At 71.4% G+C, this 20,794-nt stretch carries 20 protein-coding genes; 13 read left to right on the top strand and 7 right to left on the bottom strand.

All coding sequences use genetic code 11. The annotated features are described in order from the left end of the window. Positions 1-367: 367 nt before the first annotated feature. From LJB74_RS05720 to LJB74_RS05705, 4 genes are all read left to right on the top strand, one after another. The gene (locus LJB74_RS05720; protein ID WP_259307626.1) at positions 368-1,696 is read left to right on the top strand and encodes a sensor histidine kinase; all 1,329 of its coding nucleotides are present in this window, start codon (positions 368-370) and stop codon (positions 1,694-1,696) included. 16 nt (positions 1,697-1,712) lie between these two features. Then, complete coding sequence (locus tag LJB74_RS05715; RefSeq protein ID WP_259307625.1) at positions 1,713-2,369, top strand: response regulator transcription factor; 657 nt, start codon at positions 1,713-1,715, stop codon at positions 2,367-2,369. 145 nt (positions 2,370-2,514) lie between these two features. Beyond that, positions 2,515-3,189: an SDR family oxidoreductase gene (locus tag LJB74_RS05710; protein ID WP_259307624.1), complete on the top strand. Its 675-nt coding sequence runs from the start codon at positions 2,515-2,517 to the stop codon at positions 3,187-3,189. 51 nt (positions 3,190-3,240) lie between these two features. Then, positions 3,241-3,774, top strand: coding sequence for an oleate hydratase (locus LJB74_RS05705; RefSeq protein ID WP_259307623.1), 534 nt, complete (start codon positions 3,241-3,243; stop codon positions 3,772-3,774). A gap of 483 nt (positions 3,775-4,257) precedes the next feature. Here LJB74_RS05705 and LJB74_RS05700 read toward each other — a convergent pair whose 3' ends face one another. Further along, the gene (locus LJB74_RS05700) at positions 4,258-5,316 is read right to left on the bottom strand and encodes a LacI family DNA-binding transcriptional regulator (protein ID WP_259307622.1); all 1,059 of its coding nucleotides are present in this window, start codon (positions 5,314-5,316) and stop codon (positions 4,258-4,260) included. A 232-nt stretch (positions 5,317-5,548) separates the two neighbouring features. Between LJB74_RS05700 and LJB74_RS05695 the strand changes: the two genes are divergently transcribed. From LJB74_RS05695 to gtfA, 6 genes are all read left to right on the top strand, one after another. Further along, complete coding sequence (locus tag LJB74_RS05695) at positions 5,549-6,919, top strand: ABC transporter substrate-binding protein (protein WP_259307621.1); 1,371 nt, start codon at positions 5,549-5,551, stop codon at positions 6,917-6,919. Positions 6,920-6,928: 9 nt separating this feature from the next. Further along, complete coding sequence (locus LJB74_RS05690; protein WP_259307620.1) at positions 6,929-7,894, top strand: carbohydrate ABC transporter permease; 966 nt, start codon at positions 6,929-6,931, stop codon at positions 7,892-7,894. Next, positions 7,891-8,715: a carbohydrate ABC transporter permease gene (locus LJB74_RS05685; RefSeq protein ID WP_259307619.1), complete on the top strand. Its 825-nt coding sequence runs from the start codon at positions 7,891-7,893 to the stop codon at positions 8,713-8,715. Before LJB74_RS05690 ends, LJB74_RS05685 begins: the two co-directional genes overlap by 4 nt. Further along, positions 8,712-8,924, top strand: a complete 213-nt coding sequence (locus LJB74_RS05680; protein ID WP_259307618.1) for a hypothetical protein — start codon at positions 8,712-8,714, stop codon at positions 8,922-8,924. The genes LJB74_RS05685 and LJB74_RS05680 overlap by 4 nt, the downstream gene beginning before the upstream one ends. Continuing rightward, positions 8,921-9,736, top strand: a complete 816-nt coding sequence (locus LJB74_RS05675) for an alpha/beta hydrolase (protein ID WP_259307617.1) — start codon at positions 8,921-8,923, stop codon at positions 9,734-9,736. The genes LJB74_RS05680 and LJB74_RS05675 overlap by 4 nt, the downstream gene beginning before the upstream one ends. 147 nt (positions 9,737-9,883) lie before the next feature. Further along, positions 9,884-11,374 (top strand): sucrose phosphorylase, encoded by a 1,491-nt coding sequence (gene gtfA, locus LJB74_RS05670; protein WP_259307616.1) that lies wholly within the window; start codon positions 9,884-9,886, stop codon positions 11,372-11,374. A 41-nt stretch (positions 11,375-11,415) separates the two neighbouring features. Here gtfA and LJB74_RS05665 read toward each other — a convergent pair whose 3' ends face one another. Together LJB74_RS05665 and LJB74_RS05660 are read right to left on the bottom strand one after the other, a co-directional pair. Further along, the gene (locus LJB74_RS05665) at positions 11,416-12,666 is read right to left on the bottom strand and encodes an arginine deiminase (protein ID WP_259307615.1); all 1,251 of its coding nucleotides are present in this window, start codon (positions 12,664-12,666) and stop codon (positions 11,416-11,418) included. Next, positions 12,663-13,715, bottom strand: a complete 1,053-nt coding sequence (locus tag LJB74_RS05660; RefSeq protein ID WP_259307614.1) for an ornithine cyclodeaminase — start codon at positions 13,713-13,715, stop codon at positions 12,663-12,665. Before LJB74_RS05660 ends, LJB74_RS05665 begins: the two co-directional genes overlap by 4 nt. Before the next feature lie 125 nt (positions 13,716-13,840). On the opposite strand from LJB74_RS05660, the gene LJB74_RS05655 reads away from it, so the two are divergent. Next, on the top strand, positions 13,841-14,272 hold the full coding sequence (locus tag LJB74_RS05655; RefSeq protein ID WP_259307613.1) for an Lrp/AsnC family transcriptional regulator: 432 nt from the start codon (positions 13,841-13,843) through the stop codon (positions 14,270-14,272). 17 nt (positions 14,273-14,289) lie between these two features. Here the strand turns inward: LJB74_RS05655 and LJB74_RS05650 are convergent, their stop codons facing one another. From LJB74_RS05650 to LJB74_RS05640, 3 genes are read right to left on the bottom strand one after another with little or no spacing between them, the layout of a single operon-like run. After that, on the bottom strand, positions 14,290-15,438 hold the full coding sequence (locus tag LJB74_RS05650; protein ID WP_259307612.1) for a bifunctional 2-methylcitrate synthase/citrate synthase: 1,149 nt from the start codon (positions 15,436-15,438) through the stop codon (positions 14,290-14,292). Beyond that, positions 15,435-16,343, bottom strand: coding sequence for a methylisocitrate lyase (gene prpB, locus LJB74_RS05645; protein WP_259307611.1), 909 nt, complete (start codon positions 16,341-16,343; stop codon positions 15,435-15,437). Before prpB ends, LJB74_RS05650 begins: the two co-directional genes overlap by 4 nt. After that, positions 16,343-17,860, bottom strand: a complete 1,518-nt coding sequence (locus tag LJB74_RS05640) for an MmgE/PrpD family protein (RefSeq protein WP_259307610.1) — start codon at positions 17,858-17,860, stop codon at positions 16,343-16,345. The genes prpB and LJB74_RS05640 overlap by 1 nt, the downstream gene beginning before the upstream one ends. A gap of 125 nt (positions 17,861-17,985) precedes the next feature. Here LJB74_RS05640 and LJB74_RS05635 point away from each other — a divergent pair, with 125 nt between their 5' ends. Next, positions 17,986-18,741 (top strand): ParA family protein, encoded by a 756-nt coding sequence (locus LJB74_RS05635; protein WP_259307609.1) that lies wholly within the window; start codon positions 17,986-17,988, stop codon positions 18,739-18,741. Positions 18,742-18,801: 60 nt separating this feature from the next. Here LJB74_RS05635 and LJB74_RS05630 read toward each other — a convergent pair whose 3' ends face one another. Further along, complete coding sequence (locus LJB74_RS05630; RefSeq protein WP_259307608.1) at positions 18,802-19,782, bottom strand: aldo/keto reductase; 981 nt, start codon at positions 19,780-19,782, stop codon at positions 18,802-18,804. A gap of 245 nt (positions 19,783-20,027) precedes the next feature. On the opposite strand from LJB74_RS05630, the gene LJB74_RS05625 reads away from it, so the two are divergent. Continuing rightward, positions 20,028-20,774 carry a TetR/AcrR family transcriptional regulator gene (locus tag LJB74_RS05625; protein ID WP_259307607.1) on the top strand — a complete coding sequence of 249 codons (747 nt, stop codon included), beginning with the start codon at positions 20,028-20,030 and terminating at the stop codon, positions 20,772-20,774. Positions 20,775-20,794: the final 20 nt, after the last annotated feature.

Below are 20,794 nucleotides of genomic sequence, written 5' to 3'. Positions count from 1 at the left end.
TCGTCGGCTCCCGGCCCACGGGTAGGCGCGCCGCGCCGCCCCGCGAGCACGACTGGATGCCGTTCGTCCGGTCACGTGGCAGGAGGAGGCGCCCACCCTGACGTCGACGTGATCGTGGCGGAGAACGGTGCCGTGGTCGTGGTGCATCCTGAGGGCGACCACACGGCCCCGGGGCAGCTGCCCTGCGGGACCCCGTCATCGGGCCGCGGTCGCACCGACGCGGAGGAGCTCCGGGGTGTTCTCGCGGTAGGCGTCGAGGAGGCGGCGGGCGACCTCGACCGAGTCGACGAGCGGGGGGCTGGCACTACCCTGAGAAGGCCCGCTGACCGGATCGATCGGAGTCGGCCGGGGCCCGAGGATTGCTGACATGAGAGAGAACCTGGCAATGCCTGCCTCGCTTGTCGGTGCGGACCAGCCCATCGCGGGCCGGGCGTCGGACGTGGTGGCACGTCTCCTTCGCGACACGGCCTACGTGCTGGTGTCCCTGCCCTGGGCGATCGTCTCGTTCACGGTCCTGGTCACGGGGTTGTCACTGGCCGTGGGACTGCTCATCACGCTGATCGGCGTTCCCGTCGCGGTGGCGACGCTCGCGGCTGCCGGGGGACTCGCCGCAGGTGAGCGGTGGCGCCTCGCGGTCCGTGGCACGCCGCTGGCGCCGGTGTCGCGGCGCGGGCGCGCCGAGCGCGAGCGCGGGTTGCGGGGGATGATCTCGCCGCTGGCCGAGCGGGACCGGTGGGCCGAGGTCCTGCACGGCATCTCGGTGCTCCCGCTGGCGATCGTGACGTGGTCCGTCGTGGTCGTCTGGTGGGTCGGCGCGCTCGCGGGGCTGACGTACTGGGCGTGGTCGCCGCTGCTCCCGGTCTCGACGAACGCGGCCGACACGACTCTCCCTGAGCTGCTGAACCTGCCGGTCTCCGACTCGGTGTTCAACCTCTTGGTCGGCGTCGTCTTCGCCGCGACGCTCGTCCCGGTGGTGCGTGGTTGCGCGAACCTGCACGAGGCGTGGGCCCGGACCCTGCTCTCCGGGACGTCCCGCCGAGCGCTCGCGGAGCGCGTCGAGGACCTGACCGTGCGGCGGGACGCGGCCGCGTCCGCCGAGGCGCAGTCGCTGCGCCGGTTCGAGCGCGACATCCATGACGGACCCCAGCAGCGGCTCGTCAGGTTGGGGATGGACCTGTCAGTCGCCGAACGTCGTCTGGACGACGACCCTGCGGCGGCGCGCGAGCTCCTCGGCCAGGCGCGTGCCCAGGCGGCGGAGGCCCTCGCCGAGCTCAGGGCGTTGTCCCGCGGCATCGCCCCGCCGATCCTGGCGGATCGCGGGCTCGAGGCCGCGCTGGCGGCGATCGCGGCCCGTTCCTCGGCGCCGACCATCCTGGAGATCGACCTCGGTGAGGGTGGGCGTCCGACGGCCGCGGTCGAGAACGCCGCGTACTTCGTGGTCTGCGAGGCCCTGACGAACACGGCGAAGCACGCCGCCGCGTCGTCGATCGTCATCCGGCTGAGCGCTCGCCCGGACGGCGATGGTGCGAGGATGCTGCGCGTGGAGATCGAGGACGACGGCGTGGGCGGTGCGGACCTCGCGAAAGGCCACGGGCTCGCCGGTCTGTCCGACCGGGTGTCCGGTCTCGACGGCACCCTGACGGTCCACAGCCCGGTGGGTGGCCCGACGCGCGTCGTCGCGGAGCTTCCGTGCTGAGACGCGCGCGACGACGATGAGCCGCCCGCTGCGGATCGTCCTGGCTGAAGACTCCGTCTTGCTGCGCGAAGGGCTGGTCCGTCTCCTGGAGGAGGCCGGACACTCCGTCGTCGCAGCGGTCGACGACGCCCTCGCCCTGGTGCCGGCCGTCCTGGAGCACCGGCCCGACGTCGCGGTGGTGGACGTGCGGATGCCGCCGACCTTCACCGACGACGGACTCCGGGCTGCGGTCGAGGCCCGCAGCGTCCTGGGTGGCCTGGGCGTCCTCGTCCTCTCCCAGTACGTCGAGGAGTCCTACGCGCGCGACCTTCTCGCGGACGGCCGAGGCGGCGTGGGGTATCTGCTGAAGGACCGGATCCAGGATCTCGAGGCGCTCGAGGACGCCCTCGATCGTGTGGCGAGCGGCGGCTCCGTGATCGACCCGGAGGTGGTCGCGCAGCTCTTCGCGCGGCGTCGCACCGCCGATCCGATCGAGTCGCTGACCCCGCGCGAGCGGGCGGTCCTCGCACTCATGGCTGAGGGTCGGTCCAACGCGGGGATCGCCCGCCAGCTCGTGGTGAGCGCCGGCGCGGTCGAGAAGCACATCCGGAGCGTCCTGATGAAGCTCGACCTGCCGCCGGCGGAGGAGGACCACCGCCGGGTGCTGGCCGTCCTCGCCTGGCTCGACGCGTGAGCGGCGGCGAGGCCACCTGCTGCACGAGGTCCGTCGTCGGCAAGGTCGAGCTCGTGCTCCTCCCTCCGGTGTGCGGCCGACCGGGCCTGCCCCCTGAGGCTCCGACTATGGTCGATCCGTCACCCCCGAACGGAAGGAACCGGTCATGCCCACCATCGCGATCGTCGGAGCGGGACCGGGCCTCGGGGCTGCCGTCGCGCGCAGGTTCGGCGCCGAGGGCTTCTCGATCGCACTGATCTCTCGGGACCAGGTGAAGCTGGACGGACTGGCGGCCGAGCTCCGAGAGGGTGGTGTGCTCGCCCGCGGCTACGCGGCGGACGTCCTGGACCCTGCCTCTCTCGAGGCCGCCCTCGCGCGTGCCGCGGACGAGCTCGGGCCCGTCGCCGTGCTGCAGTACAGCCCGTTGCCCTCGCGGGAGTACCTCAGGCCGGTGCTCGAGATGACGCCCGAGCTGGCGCTGGAGGCGCTGCGCTTCTCGGCCCTGGGTCTCGTCCACGCGGTTCGTTCGGTGCTGCCGGCGATGCGCACGGCGGGCGACGGCAGCATCATCCTCGTCAACGGCGGCACGTCCGTGAAGGCACGGAGCGACTTCGCGGGAACGTCGATCGCGTTCCCTGCCGAGAGCGCGTACGGCGAGATGCTCCACGACGCACTCGAGGGCGAGGGCATCCGCGTCGTCCAGCTCGTCATCCCGGGCGGCATCCCGAAGCTCCGCCTCGAGAACGGCATCGACGACGTGGCTGAGCGCATCTGGGAGCTCCACGGTGCGCGGGGCCCGTTCCGGACGATGCTCATCCCGCTGGAGGACGGCCGGGAGTAAGGCTCGGGAGCCGTCCGCGCTACCTCAGCGGCGTGCTGAATCGTCGCCTGCGTGAACTCGCTGCTCGTCGACGTCCCCGGCGACTACGTGAAGAAGCCGATGCGGGAGCGCGCCGGCGAGGAGATCACCCAGGAGTGGCTCCACCGCCTCGGTGTCCCCGTGGCCGACATCCCCGAGCTGGCTGCGAACGGCGCCCGGTGCGTGCCCGTGATGATGCCGCACGTCACGTCGTTCTTCGTGCCCCGGAAGGTGGGCGACCGGCCCGACGTCGTCCCGGCCGGTGCCGTCATTCTCGCGTTCCTCGGGCCGTTCGCCGAGTCCACCCGGGACACGATCCTCACCATCGAGCACTCGGTCAGCACCGGGATGGAGGCCGCCTACCAGCTGCTCGGCGTCGACCGTGGCGTGCCGGAGGTCGTCAGCTCCACCTACGACGTGCGCACGATCCTGGCCGCCCTGGCCCGGCTGCATGACGGCACGGAGATCGAGCGGCGTGGTTCGGCCCTGGTCCGCCACCTCCTGAAGAAGCGGATCACGGACACCGAGATCAGCGAGCTGCTCACGGAGTACGGCCTGATGTCCTGACGGGACCGGCGCGTCGTCGAGGGGGCCGACGGCGCGCCGCCGCGGCCGAGTCCGACGTCATCTCGCTCAGAGTCGGCTTCAGCATCGTCGGGGCCCGGGCGATGGATCGGCATACGTTCGCCCCATCTGTGCACGGCTTCCTCGACCGCATTCGTGCGGGTCGCCTCGACACACCGATCGTGCGGTCCTCGGTCATCCTGAGGGCCGACAACGAGGACATCCCGGGCCCGAGCTCTGCGGACCGGATGGCGCTGCTCGATCGCCGCTGCCCGATGGCCTCCGCGCGGACGGGTCGATCGGCGAGGAGATGGGAGAGAGGTTCGCAGGTCTCGTGCCCGCCGCCGACGTCATGGTGTCCGGTCATGCGCTCACGCGCGACGCGGCGCATCGTGGAGGTCGCCCCTGACGGACTGTGCTCCGGCGGCAGTGACGGCGACGGATCCCGTTCGATGCCCGGGTCCGCCAGCCCGTCCGCCGCAACCGCTACGACCGCGCCAGGACGGACCCCCGCAGGCGCAGCGGCATGCTCACGCGGTGCACGGCGGACTCGCACGCCGGCGACGCGTCATCGGCCGTGATGCTCCCGACGAGCAGCTCGACGGCCCGCCGACCGAGATCGTGGTGGGGTATCGCGAACGTGGTCAGACCCGGGCGCAGCCAGTCGGCGAGCGTGTTGTCGTCGAACGAGACGATCGACGCGTCGCCGGGCACCGAGAGCCCCGCCTCCTGGAGCGCCTGGTAGGCGCCGAAGGCGAGGCGGTCGTTGAGCGTGATGATCGCGTGGCCCGCCCCCCACTCGTCGATGATGCGCCGGGTGGCGCGCCAGCCGTCCGGTGGCAACCACTCGGTGAGCAGGTGACCGCTCGCCAGCTCGAGCCCGGCGCCGTGGAGCGTCTCGCGGATCCCGGCAAGGCGCTCGACGCCCGCGACGGTCCCGGGCGGGACGTCGTCGGCACCCGGCCCGGCGCCGACGAGGTGGATCGAGCGGTGCCCGGCGTCGAGGAGGAGCTGCGCCGCTGCGCGCCCGGCGGCGAGCTCGTCCGGGATGACGGCGCAGATCGACGCGTTGCGCTGCTGCGGCAGGGCGTTGAGCAGGATCGCAGGGACCTGGTCGAGGCCCGACGGCACGGGCCGGGTCCGGGTGAACATCGAGGCCAGGATGATGCCGTCCACCTGACGGTCGAGCATCGCGTCGAGGAGGCGCCGTTCGAGCTTCGGGTCTCCCTCGGTCTCACCGATGAAGAGCATGAACCCATGGGCGCGTGCGGTCTCGAGGGCGCCGCGGATCATGTCGCCGGCGAGCTGGGACGTGGCCACCGTGTCGGAGACGAAGCCCAGGGTGCGGCTCGACCCGTTCCGCAGCCCGATCGAGACGATGTTGGGCCGGTAGCCGAGGGTGTCGGAGGCCTCGCGGACCCGTTGCTGGACCGTCGAGGAGATGCGCAGCTCGTCGCCGCGCCCGGACAGCACCAGCGAGGCCGTGGTCGGCGAGACCCCGGCGGCTCGCGCGACGTCCGCGAGAGTCACTCTCGTTCGACCCAACTCAGCTCCTCGTGTCACGCGCATCGTAGTGGCCGGGTCGATCCGGTCGCTCGCCGTGCGCTCGTCGCTCGCAGCGCAGCCGGCAGCGCACCGTCGGCGGAGTGCCCTTCGGCGGTGCAGGACCTTGACAGCGGTGCGTCCGTACGGCAGTTTAGCCGTGCTAAGCCGATTTAGCACCCGTCCGGCGCGCGACGCCCGACGACCTTGACTCGCTCGACGAAGGGAGACACCGGTGTCTCGACCTGGATTCGCTCAACGCACGGCCCTCACCGCGACCGTGCTCGTGGGGAGTGTGCTGGCCCTCGCCGCCTGCAGCAGCCCCGGCGGCGTCGCGGCCACCTCGACCCCCGCCTCGACCACCTCGGCGACGTTCGCAGGAGGCGCGCCGACGTGCGGCACGGCACCCGTGACCCTGAGCACGTACATCGAGACGGGCTTCCCGCTCCCGAAGGATCTCACCGACGAGTTCACCAAGCAGTACCCGAACGTCACGTTCAACATCCGCGAGGACCAGTTCGCGGTGATCACCCAGAACGCGCCGCGGGTCCTCGTGGACGACCCGCCGGACCTCATGCGGCTTCCCCAGGTCTCCGGACTCGTGAAGGACGGCCTGCTGCTCAACCTCGACCCGTACGCGAAGGCGTTCGGCTGGGACAAGTGGCCTGCCTCGCAGCTCGAGCAGATGCGGGTCGACTCGAGCGGCCGTCGGGGTGATGGCCCGCTCTACGCGATGGGCCTCAACTTCTCGATGACCGGCGTGTTCTACAACAAGGCGCTCGCCGCGAAGTTCGGCATGACGACCGCCCCGACGACGCTGGCCGAGCTCGACGACGACCTCAAGAAGGCCAAGGCCGCCGGCCTCACGCCCGTCGCGCAGTTCAACGGTGGCGCGACCGGCGGGCTCGCGTTCCCGCTGCAGGGCCTCATGGCCTCCTACGGGGACCCGGCGGCGATCAACGCCTGGATCTACCAGAAGCCGGGCGCCACGATCGACACGCCGACCAACCTCCAGGCCGCCGAGCACCTGAAGTCGTGGATCGACGCGGGCTACTTCGCGAACGACATCAACTCGATCGACTACGCGACGATGATGAGCCGGTTCATCGACGGCAAGAGCGTGTTCATCTTCGACGGCGACTGGGAGTCGGGGAACCTCGACTCGAAGATGGCCGGCAACGTGGGCTTCTTCCTGATGCCACCGGCCACCGCCGGTGGCAAGTACGGCGCGATGTCGGCGCCGCTCACCTACGGGATCTCGGCCAAGGCCAAGCACCCGGACTGCGCGGCGTTCTTCCTCAACTGGGTCGCGACGAACGACAAGGCCCGGACGATCGACGTCAAGATCGGCGGCTCGCACCCGATGGGCCCGGCTGACGCGTTCATGCCGAGCGTCGACGCCAACACCGTGACGGCGCAGACCCTCGCCGCCGGCGCCCAGATCGGCGCGGACAACGGGGCGATGGACTTCATCGCCAACGCCACCGGCGCGATCTACGCCAAGAGCTGGACCCCCAACCTGCAGAAGATGGTCGCCGGCCAGCTCGACGCCAAGGGGCTGCTGTCAGCGGTCCAGGCGGACTACACGAGCGAGATCGGTGGCTGAGGAACCCTCATGCAGAAGCGGTCGACACTGATCCGGGGTCGCCGCGAGGAAGACGTCGTTGCTCGATTCACCACGGAGAGCAGGCGCCGCGCACTCAGCGCGCGGCGCCTGCGCCGTGGCGGGCTGGCACTGGCCCTCGTGGCGCCGGCGGTCCTGGCGTACGTGATCTTCGTGATCCGCCCCATCGCCATGACGGTGCAGTACTCGTTCTACAAGTGGGACGGCATCACCCCGTCCACCTGGGTGGGACTGTCCAACTACGTGGAGATCTTCCACAACCCGGAGCTCTCCGGCTCGATCATCAACGCCTTCGAGCTCATCGTCTTCTTCAGCCTCTTCCCGGTGGCGCTCGGCCTGTTCACCGCGAACGCGATCCGGGGCTTCGCGACGAGCAAGCTCGCCGTGGTCTCCCGCACGGTGCTGTTCCTGCCGCAGATCATCCCGCTCGTCGCGGCCGGCATCATGTGGAGCTGGCAGCTGTCCACCGACGGCATGGTCAACCAGCTGTTGCGGCTCGTCGGGCTCGGCGGGGTCGCCCGCGCATGGCTCGGCGACTTCTCCACCGCTCTGCCCGCCGTCGGGGTGATCGGCGCCTGGGTGCTGTTCGGGCTGTGCATGCTCCTCCTTCTGGCGGGGATGACGAAGATCGACCCGTCGCTCTACGAGGCGGCGCGCGTCGACGGGGCCGGTCCGTTCCGGGAGTTCTTCGCCATCACGCTGCCGAGCCTGCGGCAGGAGATCGTCGTGTGCCTGACCGTGACCGTGATCTCGGCGCTGGCCAGCTTCGACATCGTCTACATCGCGACGCAGGGCGGTCCGGGCAACAGCACGCTCGTCCCCGGGCTGGAGATCTACTACCTCGCGTTCTTCCAGCGGGAGGTCGGCATGGCGTCGGCGCTCGCCGTGGCCCTGATGGTGCTCGTCCTGGCGGTCGTCCTGCCGCTGCAGTGGATCAACCGGGAAGGTACGTCGTGATCGTCTCCCGCCGAGAGGAGTGGCTCGGCCGCATCCTGCTCGTCCTGCTCATGCTCGTGACGGTCATGCCGTTCGTCAGCCTGTTCGTCACCGCGCTGCACCAGTCCGGGACCTACCCGTCGGGCCTGTCGTGGCCCGCGACGCCCCACTGGTCAAACTTCGTCGAGGCCTTCAAGGCCGCCGACATGGGGCATCTGCTGTGGTCCAGCGTGCTGATCGAGATCGGCGTGGTGCCGGTCTCGATGCTGATCAGCACCCTGGCCGGGTTCGCTCTCGGCCACCTGCGGCCACCCGGGGGGCGCGCGGTGTTCATCGGCTTCCTGCTCGGGCTGACACTGCCGTTCGAGGGCATCGTGATCCCGCTCTACTACCAGATGCGCGACTTCGGGCTGCTCAACACCCGCTGGGCCATCATCCTTCCGCTCATCGGGCTGTACATGCCCTTCGCGGTGTTCTGGATGCGCGCGCACTTCATCAACATGCCGGACGACATCTCGGAGGCCGCGCGCATCGACGGCGCGACCACCTGGCAGCTGTTCTGGCGCATCCACGTGCCGCTGTCGATGCCCGCGCTGTCGTCCCTGGCGATCCTGCTGTTCCTCTGGACCTGGAACCAGTTCCTGCTCGCCGTCGTCCTCGTGTCCGACCCGCTGCAGCGCACGATGGCCGGGGCGCTCGGCGCGTTCCAGGGCCAGTGGGGCACGGACATCCCGCTGCTGTGCGCGGGGTCGCTGCTGATCCTCACCCCGACGCTGATCATCTTCCTGGTCTTCCAGCGCCGGTTCGTCTCGGCTCTCCTGCAGGGATCGCTCAAGGGATGACGGCCACACCACTGCGACCCCCGTTCGACCCCGAGATCGAGGAGGTGCTGACGGCGCTGGGCGACGAGGTCGTCACGAGCCTCGCACCGGAGGGCATCCATGAGCTGCGTCGCCGGGTCCACCCCCGGACCCGGCGGCGCTCACCCTCGGCGGCACGCACGACGTCACCGTCCACCGTGTCACGGTCCCGTGGGACCAGGCCGAGGTGACGCTCGTCCTGGCCCGGCCGTCCGCGCACCGCGACCCGGTGCCGGTGCTGTACCACCTGCACGGCGGCGGCCTGGTGACCGGCTCCGCGCTCGACGACCTCCCCTGGCTGCTCGAGATCGCGGCACAGGTCGGCGCCGCCGTCGCGGCGGTCGAGTACCGGCTCGCACCCGAGCATCGGTACCCCGCCGCCGTCGAGGACGCCTTCGCCGGACTCGGGTGGCTCGTCGAGCACGGCGCGGAGCACGGGGTCGACCCCGCGCGCGTCGTCATCTCCGGCGTGAGCGCCGGCGGAGGGATCGCCGCCGCCACGGCCCTCCTGGCGCGTGACCGCGGGGGACCTGCCCTCCTGGGCCAGCTGCTCGTCTACCCGATGCTCGACGACCGCAACGACTCCGCGTCGGCCGTGCAGATGGCCGGCGTGGGGTCGTGGGACCGCACGGCGAACGCGACCGGATGGAGCGCCTACCTCGGTGACCGCGCCGGAGGCCCGGACGTCCCCGGGTACGCGGCGCCGGCGCGGGCCGACGACCTCAGCGGGCTGCCCCCGACGTTCCTCGACGTCGGGTCGGCCGAGACGTTCCGTGACGAGGACATCGCCTACGCCTCGCGGCTGTGGCAGTGCGGCGCGGACGCGGAGCTGCACGTCTGGCCCGGGGGCTGCCACGCGTTCGACCTCCTGGCCCCCGAGGCAAGGGTGTCGACGGACGCGCGCGCCGCCCGGGTGCACTGGTTGACCCGGTTGCTCGCCCGGACGGCCGGGCGCCCTCGGGACGACGACGCGTCGGCGGTCGCGTCCACCGTGAGCCCCTGACGTCGCTCAGACCGGACGCCACCGGGCTGTGCCCACGCACCGCCTGCACCCACGCACCGCCTGCACCCACGCACCACCTGCACCCACGCACCACCCGTACCCACGCACCACCCGTACCCACGCACCACCTGCATCGGAGGTCCCCTCATGCCCCAGGCCGCACCGGAGTCGTCTCCCGGTCCCCAGCTGATCGCCTACGCCGATCGTCTCGGCGGTGACATCGCCGCCCTCGGGGCGTTGCTCGACGGACCGCTCTCCGGTGCGTTCGACGGCGTGCACGTGCTGCCGTTCTACGACCCGTTCGACGGTGCCGACGCCGGGTTCGACCCCCGCGACCACGCCGCGGTCGACCCGCGCCTGGGCACCTGGGACGACGTCCGCGCCCTGAGCGAGGGCCGGACCGTCATGGCCGACGTCATCGTCAACCACGTGTCCGTCGACTCCGCACGGTTCGCCGACGTCCGGGCGCGCGGCGAGGAGTCCCCCTGGGCGGGCATGTTCCTCACCCTGTCCTCGGTGTTCCCCGACGGCGCCACCGAGGCCGACCTCGCGCGCATCTACCGGCCGCGACCCGGTCTGCCGTTCACCGCCATGACGCTCGGCGGGCAGCGGCGCCTGGTGTGGACGACGTTCACCGCGGACCAGGTCGACCTCGACGTCCGGTCGGCGGTCGGGTGGGAGTACCTGACGTCCGTCATCGACGCGCTCACCTCGGCGGGGGTCCGGATGCTGCGGCTCGACGCCGTCGGGTACACCGGCAAGGAGCCGGGCACGGACTGCTTCATGACGGCCTCCGCGCACGCCCTCACCGAACGGATCAGCGCGTACGCGCACGCCCGTGGGGCGCAGGTGCTCGTGGAGGTCCACGGGCACTACCGGCAGCAGCTCGAGATCGCCCAGCACGTCGACCTCGTCTACGACTTCGCGCTGCCCCCGCTGGTCCTGCACGCCCTGACCGCTGCCGACCTGGAGCCGTTGGGGCGCTGGCTGGAGGTGCGACCGCGCAACTGCCTCACGGTCCTCGACACGCACGACGGCATCGGCGTGGTCGACGTCGGCTCGAGCGACCTCGTCCCCGGCGTGCCGGGGCTGATGGCGCCCGAGCAGATCGACGCCCTGGTCGAGGCGATCCACGCCGGCAGCCGAGGCACCAGCCGTCAGGCGACCGGCGCGGCCGCGTCGAACCTCGACCTCTACCAGGTGAACTGCACGTTCTACGACGCGCTGGCCCGGGACGACCGGCGCTACCTCCTCGCGCGGCTGATCCAGCTCGTCCTCCCCGGGACGCCCCAGGTGTACTACGTCGGTCTGCTGGCGGGCGGCAACGACATGGACCTGCTCGCGGACACGGGCGTCGGACGCGACGTGAACCGCCACCGCTACACGCCCGACGAGGTCGACCGTGAGCTCACCCGGCCCGTCGTGCGCGCGCAGCTCGCGGCATGCCGTCTTCGCCGCGAGCACCCCGCGTTCGGCGGGCAGTTCACGTCACGCCTCAACGGCGCCTGTGCCGAGCTGAGGTGGAGCAACGGCGAGAACCACGTCGCCCTCGTGCTCGACGTGCGCGACGCGACGTTCGAGCTGACTGCGACCGACCGGACGGGCACCGACGTCATCCTCACCGACCGTTCCGTCTAGCGGCTGGCGGCCGGGGCGGCCAGCAGCTGGCGTCGGGGAGTTCACGGGGTCACCGCGCCCCTCTCGATCGGGCAGGTCATGCACCGTGGCCCGCCCCGGCCGCGTCCGAGCTCGGAGCCGACGACGGGCACGACCTCGATGCCCTGGTCGGCCAGGTACTGGTTGGCGATCGTGTTGCGCTCGTAGCCGAGGACCACGCCGGGGGAGACCGCGAGGTAGTTGTTGCCGTCGTCCCACTGCTCGCGCTGCGCACCCATCCGGTCGATCGGTGCGCGCAGCACCCGCAGCGTGTCCACCCCGAGGCCCTCGGCCACGACGCCGAACAGGTCCGAGTTCTCGCGGATGGAGTAGTTGCCGTCGTCCCCGGTGGCGTCAAGGGTGAACGACCGCAGCGACTCGGGCAGGTACGGGTACACCGAGAACGCGTCGCGGTCGACCATCGTCATGGCGGTGTCCAGGTGCATGAACGCGCGCGCCTTCGGCAGCTCGACGACGATCACCTGCCGGGCGTGACCCCCCGAGAAGAGCAGCCGGGTCAGCATCTCGACGCCCTGCGGCGAGGTGCGCTCGCCCATGCCGATCATGACGACGCCGTTGCCGATCACCAGCACGTCACCGCCCTCGACGGTCGCGGGCTCGTGCGCGAGCGCGTCGTTGCCGTAGACGATGTCCAGCCCGGCGTCGCGGAACATGGGGTGGAAGTTGTAGACGAGCTGGGAGTTGATCGTCTCGCGCGTGCGGGCCGGCTTGGCCATCGGGTTGATGCTCAGGGCGCGGTGGATCCAGGCCGAGTTGTCGCGCTGGTAGAGGTGGTTCGGGAGCGGCGGCAGCAGGAAGTCGTCGGGTGCGAGCGACTCGAGCAGCAGGCTCGGGGTGCGGATCCACGGGAGGACGTCGCGCTTGAGCACGCCGCCGACCAGCAGCGACGCGAGCGTCTCGGCAGGGGTCAGGGAGACGAGCCGCTCGAGCGGCTCGTCGAGACCGGGCCCGAACCGGGTCGTCGTGGTCAGCCGTTCCTGCAGGAACTGCCGGGCGCCGGGTGCGTCGAGCGCCGTGGTGAGCAGGTCGTGGAAGTGGTGGACCGTCACGTCGCGCTCGCGCAGCTGTCCGACGAACGCGTCGTGCTCCTCGCGTGCCCGGTCCGCCCACATCACGTCGTCGAACAGGAGGTCGGTGACGTTGTCCGGGGTGAGCCGGGTCAGCTCGAGGCCGGGACGGTGGACGATCACCTGACGCAGCGCGCCGACCTCGGAGTCGACGTGGAACGGCGAGGTGCCCGACGCGGCGGTCACGGCGTCCCGAGCACGCTGCCGACGGCGACGGGGACGGCGTCGCTCACGAGGCCGAAGAGGTCCTTGGGATCGGCCGGCTCGGCGATCAGGTCGACGTCCTCGACGAAGTCCGTCCCGGCGACCGTGTCACGCAGGTAGCGCAGCGCCGAGAAGTCCTCGATCGCGAAGCCGACCGAGTCGAAGATCGTGATCTGTGCCGGCGAGGTGCGCCCCGGGGCGAGGCCGGCCAGGACCCGCCAGAGCTCGGTGACCGGGAAGTCCGGCGCGAGCTGCTGGATCTCGCCCTCGACCCTGGTCTGCTCGGGGAGCTCGACGAACACGTTGCCACGGCGCAGGATCTCCGCCTCGAGCTCGGTCTTGCCGGGGCAGTCGCCGCCGATGGCGTTGAGGTGCACGCCGGGTCCGACCATGCGGCTCGTGAGCACCGTCGCGTTGGTCTTGTCGGCCGTGCAGGTCGTGACGATGTCCGCACCCCGCACGGCGTCGTGGGCGTCGGTGGCGACGACGACGTCGAACCCGAGCGGAGCCGTGTTGCGGACGAACTTGTCCATCGCCGCGGGGTCGGTGTCCCAGATGCGCAGCCGGTCGATGCCCAGCGCAGCACGGAACCCCAGTGCCTGGAACTCCGACTGGCTGCCGGTGCCGATCAGCGCCATCGTGCGCGAGTCCGGGCGTGCGAGCGCCTTGGCGGCCATGGCCGAGGTCGCGGCCGTCCGCAGCGCCGTGAGGATGGTCATCTCGGACCAGAACGTCGGGTACCCGGTGTCGACGTCGGCGAGCACGCCGAAGGCGGTGACCGTCTGGTGCCCGGTGCGGGGGTTCGCAGGGTGGCCGTTCACGTACTTGAAGCCGTACGTCTCACCGTCGCTCGTGGGCATCAGCTCGATCACGCCGAGCCGCGAGTGGCTGGCCACGCGTGGCGACGTCTCGAAGCTCGGCCAGCGGCGGAAGTCGTGCTCCAGGTAGTCGATCATGCCGGAGACGATCGACTCCACACCCCGCGAGGCGACCCAGCGGGTGACGTTCCGGACGTTGACGAAGCTCACCATCGACGGCTCCTTCTCTCGTTACGAGAGACCCTACGGATGAGCAATGTGCACATGCAATGGTCAGGGGGCGTCAATCTGCCTAACGATCTGGACAACATGGAGGAGTTCGATTGACACTGTGAGGCATGCTGCCCCTGGACGACCTCGATCGCCGGCTGATCTCCGCGCTCCGGGCCGACGGCCGCGCCCCCGTGACGGCGCTCGCGCGGCAGCTCGGGGTGACCCGTGCCACCGTCACCGCCCGCCTCGCCCGGCTCCAGGTCGACGGGACGATCCTCGGGTTCTCCGTCCGGGTCCACGAGGAGCAGGACCCCGACTCGATCCGGGCGATCACGCTCATCGAGGTCGAAGGTCGCTCGACCGACCAGGCCATCAGCCAGCTGCGTGGACTGCCCGAGGTCAGGGCCCTGCACACGACGAACGGCGGCTGGGACCTCGTGGCCGAGCTCCGCACCGACACGCTGAGCCACTTCGACCGGCTGCTCGCGCAGATCCGTTCGATCGACGGCGTGGTCAACAGCGAGACCAGCCTGCTGCTGAGCTCGGTCATCGACTGACGCCGCTCACCTTCGGCTCACCCGCGGGTCGCGAGCTCCGTCGGGACCGGGCGCTGCGGCACTCCCACGTACCGGCTCAGCGGTCGGATCAGGGCGTTGTCCGCCGCCTGCTCCGCGATGTGCGCCGTCCAGCCGATGACGCGGGCCATCACGAAGATCGGGGTGAACATCGCGGTGTCGAAGCCCATGAGGTAGTACGCCGGCCCGGCGGGGAAGTCGAGGTTCGGCCAGATCCCCCGCTCGGCGAGCATGGTCCGCTCCATCTCCTCGTACATCGCCGTCCAGCGTTCGCCGCCGGCCACGCTCGCGGCCGTGCGCCACAGCGCGTCCTTCATGGTCGGCACGCGCGAGTCCTGGTTCTTGTAGACGCGGTGACCGAACCCCATCACCTTCTCGTGGGCCGCGAGCCTCGCCCGCACCCAGTCGGCGGCCGCGGCCGGGTCCCCGATCTCGAGCATCGCCTGCATGACGGCCTCGTTCGCACCGCCGTGCAACGGCCCCTTGAGCGCGCCGATCGCGGCGGTGACGGCGCTGTACTGGTCCGCCATCGTCGAGGCGACCACGCGCGCGGTGAAGGTCGACGCGTTGAAGGAGTGCTCGGCGTACAGGATCAGCGAGATCTCGAACGCGCGCGCGATCTCCGGCTCGGGCACGGCGCCGAAGCACATCTGGAAGAAGTTCTGCACGTACCCGAGCGACAGGTCCGGGGCGATCACGGGCAGGTCGCGACGCCGCCGGAAGTCGATCGCCACGACGGTCGCGAGCTGCGCGAAGAGGGTCTCCGCCTGGACGAGGTTCGTGGCCGGGTCGGTCGACCACGCGTCGGGGTCCTCCGCGCCCATCCAGCTCACGGCGGTGCGCATCGTGTCCATCGGGTGGCACGTCGTCGGGAGCGACCACAGCGCCTCGACCAGCCCCGGCGAGAGCACCCGGCGAGGCCGCAGGGCGGACTCGAACGCGGTGAGCCCGGCCGGTGTCGGGAGCTCGCCCCGCCACAGCAGGTGCGCCACCTGCTCGATGCTGCAGTGGGCGGCGAGGTCCTGGACCGCGTAGCCCCGGTAGGTCAGCGAGTTCGTCTCCGGCACGACGTTCGAGATGCTCGTCGAGTCCGCGACCACCCCCGCGAGCCCGCGGTGGACCTCGGGTACGTCTGCTGCCGGCGTCATTGCTCAGCACCTCCCACGGTGAAGTTGAAGACGGACGCGTCGAACTGGGTGTAGGCGGCGTAGTCGAGCAGCTCGTACAGGCGGGCGCGGGTCTGCATCGCCGGGACGAGCGAGGCCTGCGTCCCCTCGGTGGCGATCGTGCGCAGCCCAGCCTCGACCGCGCCCATCGCGAGGCGCAGCGTGGTGACCGGGTAGATGACCACGTTGACGCCGAGCCGCTCGAGCGTCGCGGCGTCGAGCAGCCTGCTCTTGCCGAACTCGGTCATGTTGGCGAGCAGCGGGACGTCGACCCCGGCGCGGAACGCCTCGAACTCGGACTCGTCCGCGAGGGCCTCGGCGAAGATCATGTCCGCGCCCGCGTCGACGTAGGCCTTCGCCCGGTCGATCGACGCGCGCAGCCCCTCGACGGTGCGGGCGTCCGTGCGGGCGCAGATGACGAAGTCGGGATCCGTGCGGGCGTCGACGGCCGCACGGAGGCGACCGGTCATCTCCGCGACGCTCACGACGGACTTGTGGTCGAGGTGCCCGCACCGCTTCGGGTTGACCTGGTCCTCGAGGTGCAGACCGGCGAGACCGGCCTGCTCGAGGACCCGGGTCGTGCGGGCCGCGTTGAGCGGCTCCCCGAACCCGGTGTCGGCGTCGATGAGCGCAGGGAGGTCGGTCGCCTGCGCGATCGCCCCGCCTCGCTCGGCGACCTCGGTGAGGGTCGTCAGGCCGATGTCGGGCAGCGCCAGGTCGGCGGACAGTGCGGCGCCGGAGACGTAGACGCCGTCGAAGCCGGTCTCCTGGACCAGGCGGGCGACCAGCGGGGAGAACGCACCCGGCAGGCGCAGCAGCCGGCCCGAGGCGAGGTCGGCACGGAACCTCGCGCGCTTGGCCGCGGCGGTGACGGTCGAGCCCAGCATCAGAAGATCCCCCTGCTCGTCTGCGGTCCGTCCCCGAGCCGGTCGGCGGGGACGGTGAACGTCAACCGGTGCAGCTCACCGGCGGGAAGGTCCGGCAGCTCGTCGACGGCCTGCAGGAACCGGTCCTGCTCGTCGTCCTCGATCACCCCGGCGGCCAGGGTGCGGAACTTCTCGACGTACTGCGGGCGGGCGAACGGGCGCGCACCGAGCGGGTGCGCGTCGGCCACGGCGATCTCGTCCTCGATCACGGTGCCGTCGTCGAGCGTCACGACGACGCGACCCCCGAACGCCCTCTCGGCCGGGTCGGTGGCGTGGTAGCGGCGCGTCCACTCCGGGTCCTCGACCGTCGTGATCCTGTGCCACAGCGCGACGGTGTCGGGGCGGGAGGCGCGGTCCGGGGCGTAGGACCGGACGTGGTGCCACGTACGGTCCTGGAGCGCGACCGCGAAGACGTACGTGATCGAGTGGTCGAGGGTCTCCCGGGACGCCCGCGGGTCGGACTTCTGCGGGTCGTTGGCGCCGGTGCCGATGACGGTGTGCGTGTGGTGGCTCGTGTGGATGACGATGCTCGCCACCCGTGCGGTGTCCCCGACGCGGGGCGCCATCCGCCGGGCGAGGTCGATCAGCGCCTGGGACTGGTACTCGGCCGAGTGCTCCTTGGTGTACGTCTGGAGGATCGCCCGCTTGGGCTCGCCCGGCTCGGGGAGCGGGACCTGGTAGACGTGGTCCGGCCCGGACAGCAGCCAGGCGATGACGCCGTCCTCGCCCTCGTAGATCGGCGTCGGCGACGTCTCACCGCGCATGGCCCGGTCGACCGCCTCGATCGCCGCCTTCCCGGCGAAGGCCGGCGCGAAGGCCTTCCACGACGAGATCTCGCCCTTGCGGGACTGCCGGGTCGTCGTGGTCGTGTGCAGGGCCTGGCCGATCGCGTGGAAGACCACGTCGGGCGCCAGGCCGAGCGTCGTGCCGATCCCCGCGGCTGCGGACACGCCGAGGTGGGCGATGTGGTCGATCTTGTGCTCGTGCAGGCACATGCCCGTGGCGAGGTCGACCTGGACCTCGTAGGCCGTGGCGACGCCCCGGACGAGGTCGCGGCCGCTGCGCCGCAGGTGCTGGGCGACCGCGAGCACCGGCGGGATGTTGTCGCCCGGGTGGGAGTACTCCGCGGCCAGGAACGTGTCGTGGAAGTCGAGCTCCCGGACGGCGACGCCGTTCGCCCACGCCGCCCACTCGGGGGAGAACCGGCGACCGGGGTCCAGACCGACGACAGGAGCGCCGACGGCTCCCGGTGCCGGCGGGTGGGCAACGGCCTGCGCCCGGGCGACGACCGCCGGGTGCCGTGCGACGGACGCCGCCGCGACGGCGGCGTTGTCGATGATCCGGTTGCCGATCATCTCGGCGACGGCCGGCTCGACCTCGACGGGGTCGACCGCGACGGTCGCGAGCAGCCAGGCAAGCTGCTCCTCGCGCGGGAGCCGGTCGGCAGACGGACGGGTGCGTACGGCGTGCGACATCATCGGCGGCCTCCAGCGTGGTTGGCTCATCGCAGAGTACGCATCCAGGTGCCGGGCAGGCGACGCATCGGTGCCGATGCCGAGGATGATGGCGGGGGACGGCAGCCGGCAGCGCGGGGAGGAGTCCGATGAAGGTCGTCGCGACCTACACCATCAAGGGCGGGGTGGGAAAGACGTCCGCCGCGGTGAACCTCGCCCACCTGTGCGCACGCGACGGGAACCGGACCCTGCTGTGGGACCTGGACCCGCAGGGCGCGGCGACGTACATCTACCAGGTGCGCTCGCGGGTCAAGGGCGGCGGACGCGGGCTCGTGACCGGGCGGCGCCCGCTCGAGGACGCCGTCAAGGCGACCGAGTTCGCCGACCTGGACCTGCTGCCCGCGGACTTCAGCTACCGCAACCTGGACCTCGACCTCGACGACGGCAAGCAGCGGACGCGACGCCTGGGTCGGCTGCTCGACGGCCTGAAGCACGACTACGACGTCGTCTTCCTGGACTGCCCACCGGGCATCTCCCTGACGTCGGAGAACGTGCTGCACGCGGCCGACACCCTGCTGGTGCCCGTGATCCCCGCCACCCTGTCGCTGCGCACGTTCGACCAGCTCCGGCAGTTCGTCGCCGGATCCGACAAGCCGCGCCCGGAGCTCGTCGCGTTCTTCTCGATGGTCGACCGGCGCAAGCGTCTGCACCGCGAGGTCATCGAGAACCTCCCGCGCGACGGCACCCGGATCGCGGCGACCGAGATCCCGGCGCTGTCGATCATCGAGCAGATGGCCGAGGAGCGGGCACCCGTGACGGCTTCTGCGCCCTCCAGCCGTGCCGCCCTCTGCTACGAGCGGTTGTGGGCCGAGGTCCGGCCGGCCGGGCGGGCCCGGACGGCCTAGCAGTCGTCTCCGAGGTGGGACGGCTGACCGGCGCCGTTCGACTGGGCGGCGCGGCCGGGGTCAGAGGGGAGCGTCGAGCCAGACGCGTGCGGGCGGCAGCAGCTCCGCGAGCTCGTCCCACAGCCCGTCGGGCAGCTCCTGTGCGGCTGCCTCGACTGTTGCGGCGATGCGCGACGGGCGACTCATCCCCACCACGGTCGTCGCGAAGCGGGGGTCGCGCAGCGAGAACTGCAGCGCGGCCGTCCGCAGGTCCGTGCCGTGCGCCGTGCAGACCTGGCGCATGCGGTCGACGGCCTGGAGCACCTCCGGGGGTGCGGGACGGTACCCGTAGCGGGCGGTGCCACCGCTCGTGCCGTCGCCGGCCAGGATCCCGCCGCCGTAGACCGCGGCGTTGATCAGGCCCAGGCCACGCTCGGCGGCGTCGGCGAGGAGGTCGCCGGCGCTGCGGTCCAGCAGCGTCCAGCGGTTGTGCACGAGCAGGACGTCGAACACGTCGAGGGCGAGGTAGCGCGCGATCTCCTGCACCCGGCCACCGGCGAGGCCGATCGACCCGACGGCGCCGGACTCCTTGAGCGCGACGAGGGCGTCGACCGCCCCGCCGGGAGCCGTCAGCTCGGTGAAGTCGAAGGCCTCGGGGTCGTGCAGGTGGACCAGGGGGAGCTGGTCCAGCCCGAGCCTCTCCTTGCTCTCGAGCACCGACGCGCGCACGCGGTCACCGGAGTAGTCACGACCACGCGCGTCGACCTTGGTGATGACGACGACGTCGTCCGGCTTGCCGCCTGCCGCCGCGAGGGCAGCCCCGATGCGGCGCTCGCTCTCGCCGTCGCTGTACCCGTTCGAGGTGTCGATCGTCCTGATCGGGCTGTCGAGCAGGGCGGCGACCGTCGCGACCCCCTCGTCACGGCTCACGTCGCGCCCGTACAGCAGCGGCATGCTGCCCAGCGGGCTCCCGCCGGCGCAGACCGCGGTGACGTCGATGCCGGTCGCGCCCAGCGGTCGGGTCCAGGCCGGTGTTCCGGGGCGGGGCGTCGAGATCGGCATGCGGGGTCCTCCGGGTGGGTGCGGCTCGGACGTCGGTGGCGTGGCTGGTGCGGTGCCATTCTCCCCGTGCCGTGCCGTGCCGTGCCGTGCCGTGACGTGCCGTGCCGTGCCGTGACGTGCCGTGCCGTGTCGTGCCGTGCCGTGCGGTGTGTGGGCGCGGACGCCGCGCGTGCCCGTCGGGGCGACGCGGGACTCCGTCGTCGCACCTCTTGCGAACCACTGGTCGCGTGTATAGCATCCCGTACATGCGTACAGTCGCGGACGTCGGCGGACCCTCGCCCTCCGACCTCACCGCCCGGGCGAGGATCCGTGAGGTTGCGATCGACTGCTTCGCGGAGGACGGGTTCGGAGTCTCGATGCGGACGATCGCCGCACGCGCCGACGTCTCGCTCGGGCTCATCACGCACCACTTCGGCTCGAAGTCCGCGCTGCGCTCCGAGTGCGACGCCGAGGTCCTGCGCCGCTACCACGCGCTGAAGTCCGAGGCGATCGCCGATCCGAGCGGGTACCTGCTCGCGAGATTGACGGCACCGGGCACCGCCCAGTCGATCCTCGTCTACATCCTCCGCGCGATCCACGCCGGCGGTCGGCCGGCGCAGACGTTCCTCGAGAGCCTCATGGACGAGGCCCGAGCCGTGATGGCCGAGGGGATCGCCAGTGGGCTGATCCGTCCGTCGCGCGACGAGGAGGGACGCCTGCGCTACCTCACCTACCAGGCGATGGGGGCGCTCCTCGTGCGGTTCCTCACGACGCCCGACCTCACCCCCGAGGAGTTCGTCGCGTCGCTGCGGGACAGCCGCAACGACGCCGTCCTGCCCGCGCTCGAGCTCTACACCGAGGGCCTGCTCACGAGCCGCACGATGCTCGACGACTACGTGAGGTACCTGTGGGAACCGCCGAGCACCGGGTCCGATCCCGGATCCGCACCTGGGTCCGCCCGCGATCCCGCACCGGGATCGACCTCCGAACCCGATCTCGAACCCGAACGCTGATCGTCACCCGGACCCGTCGC

The sequence above is a fragment of the Cellulomonas sp. P24 genome (assembly GCF_024704385.1).
Classification (GTDB): domain Bacteria; phylum Actinomycetota; class Actinomycetes; order Actinomycetales; family Cellulomonadaceae; genus JAJDFX01.
This window is presented reverse-complemented; position numbering and strand designations above follow the sequence as displayed.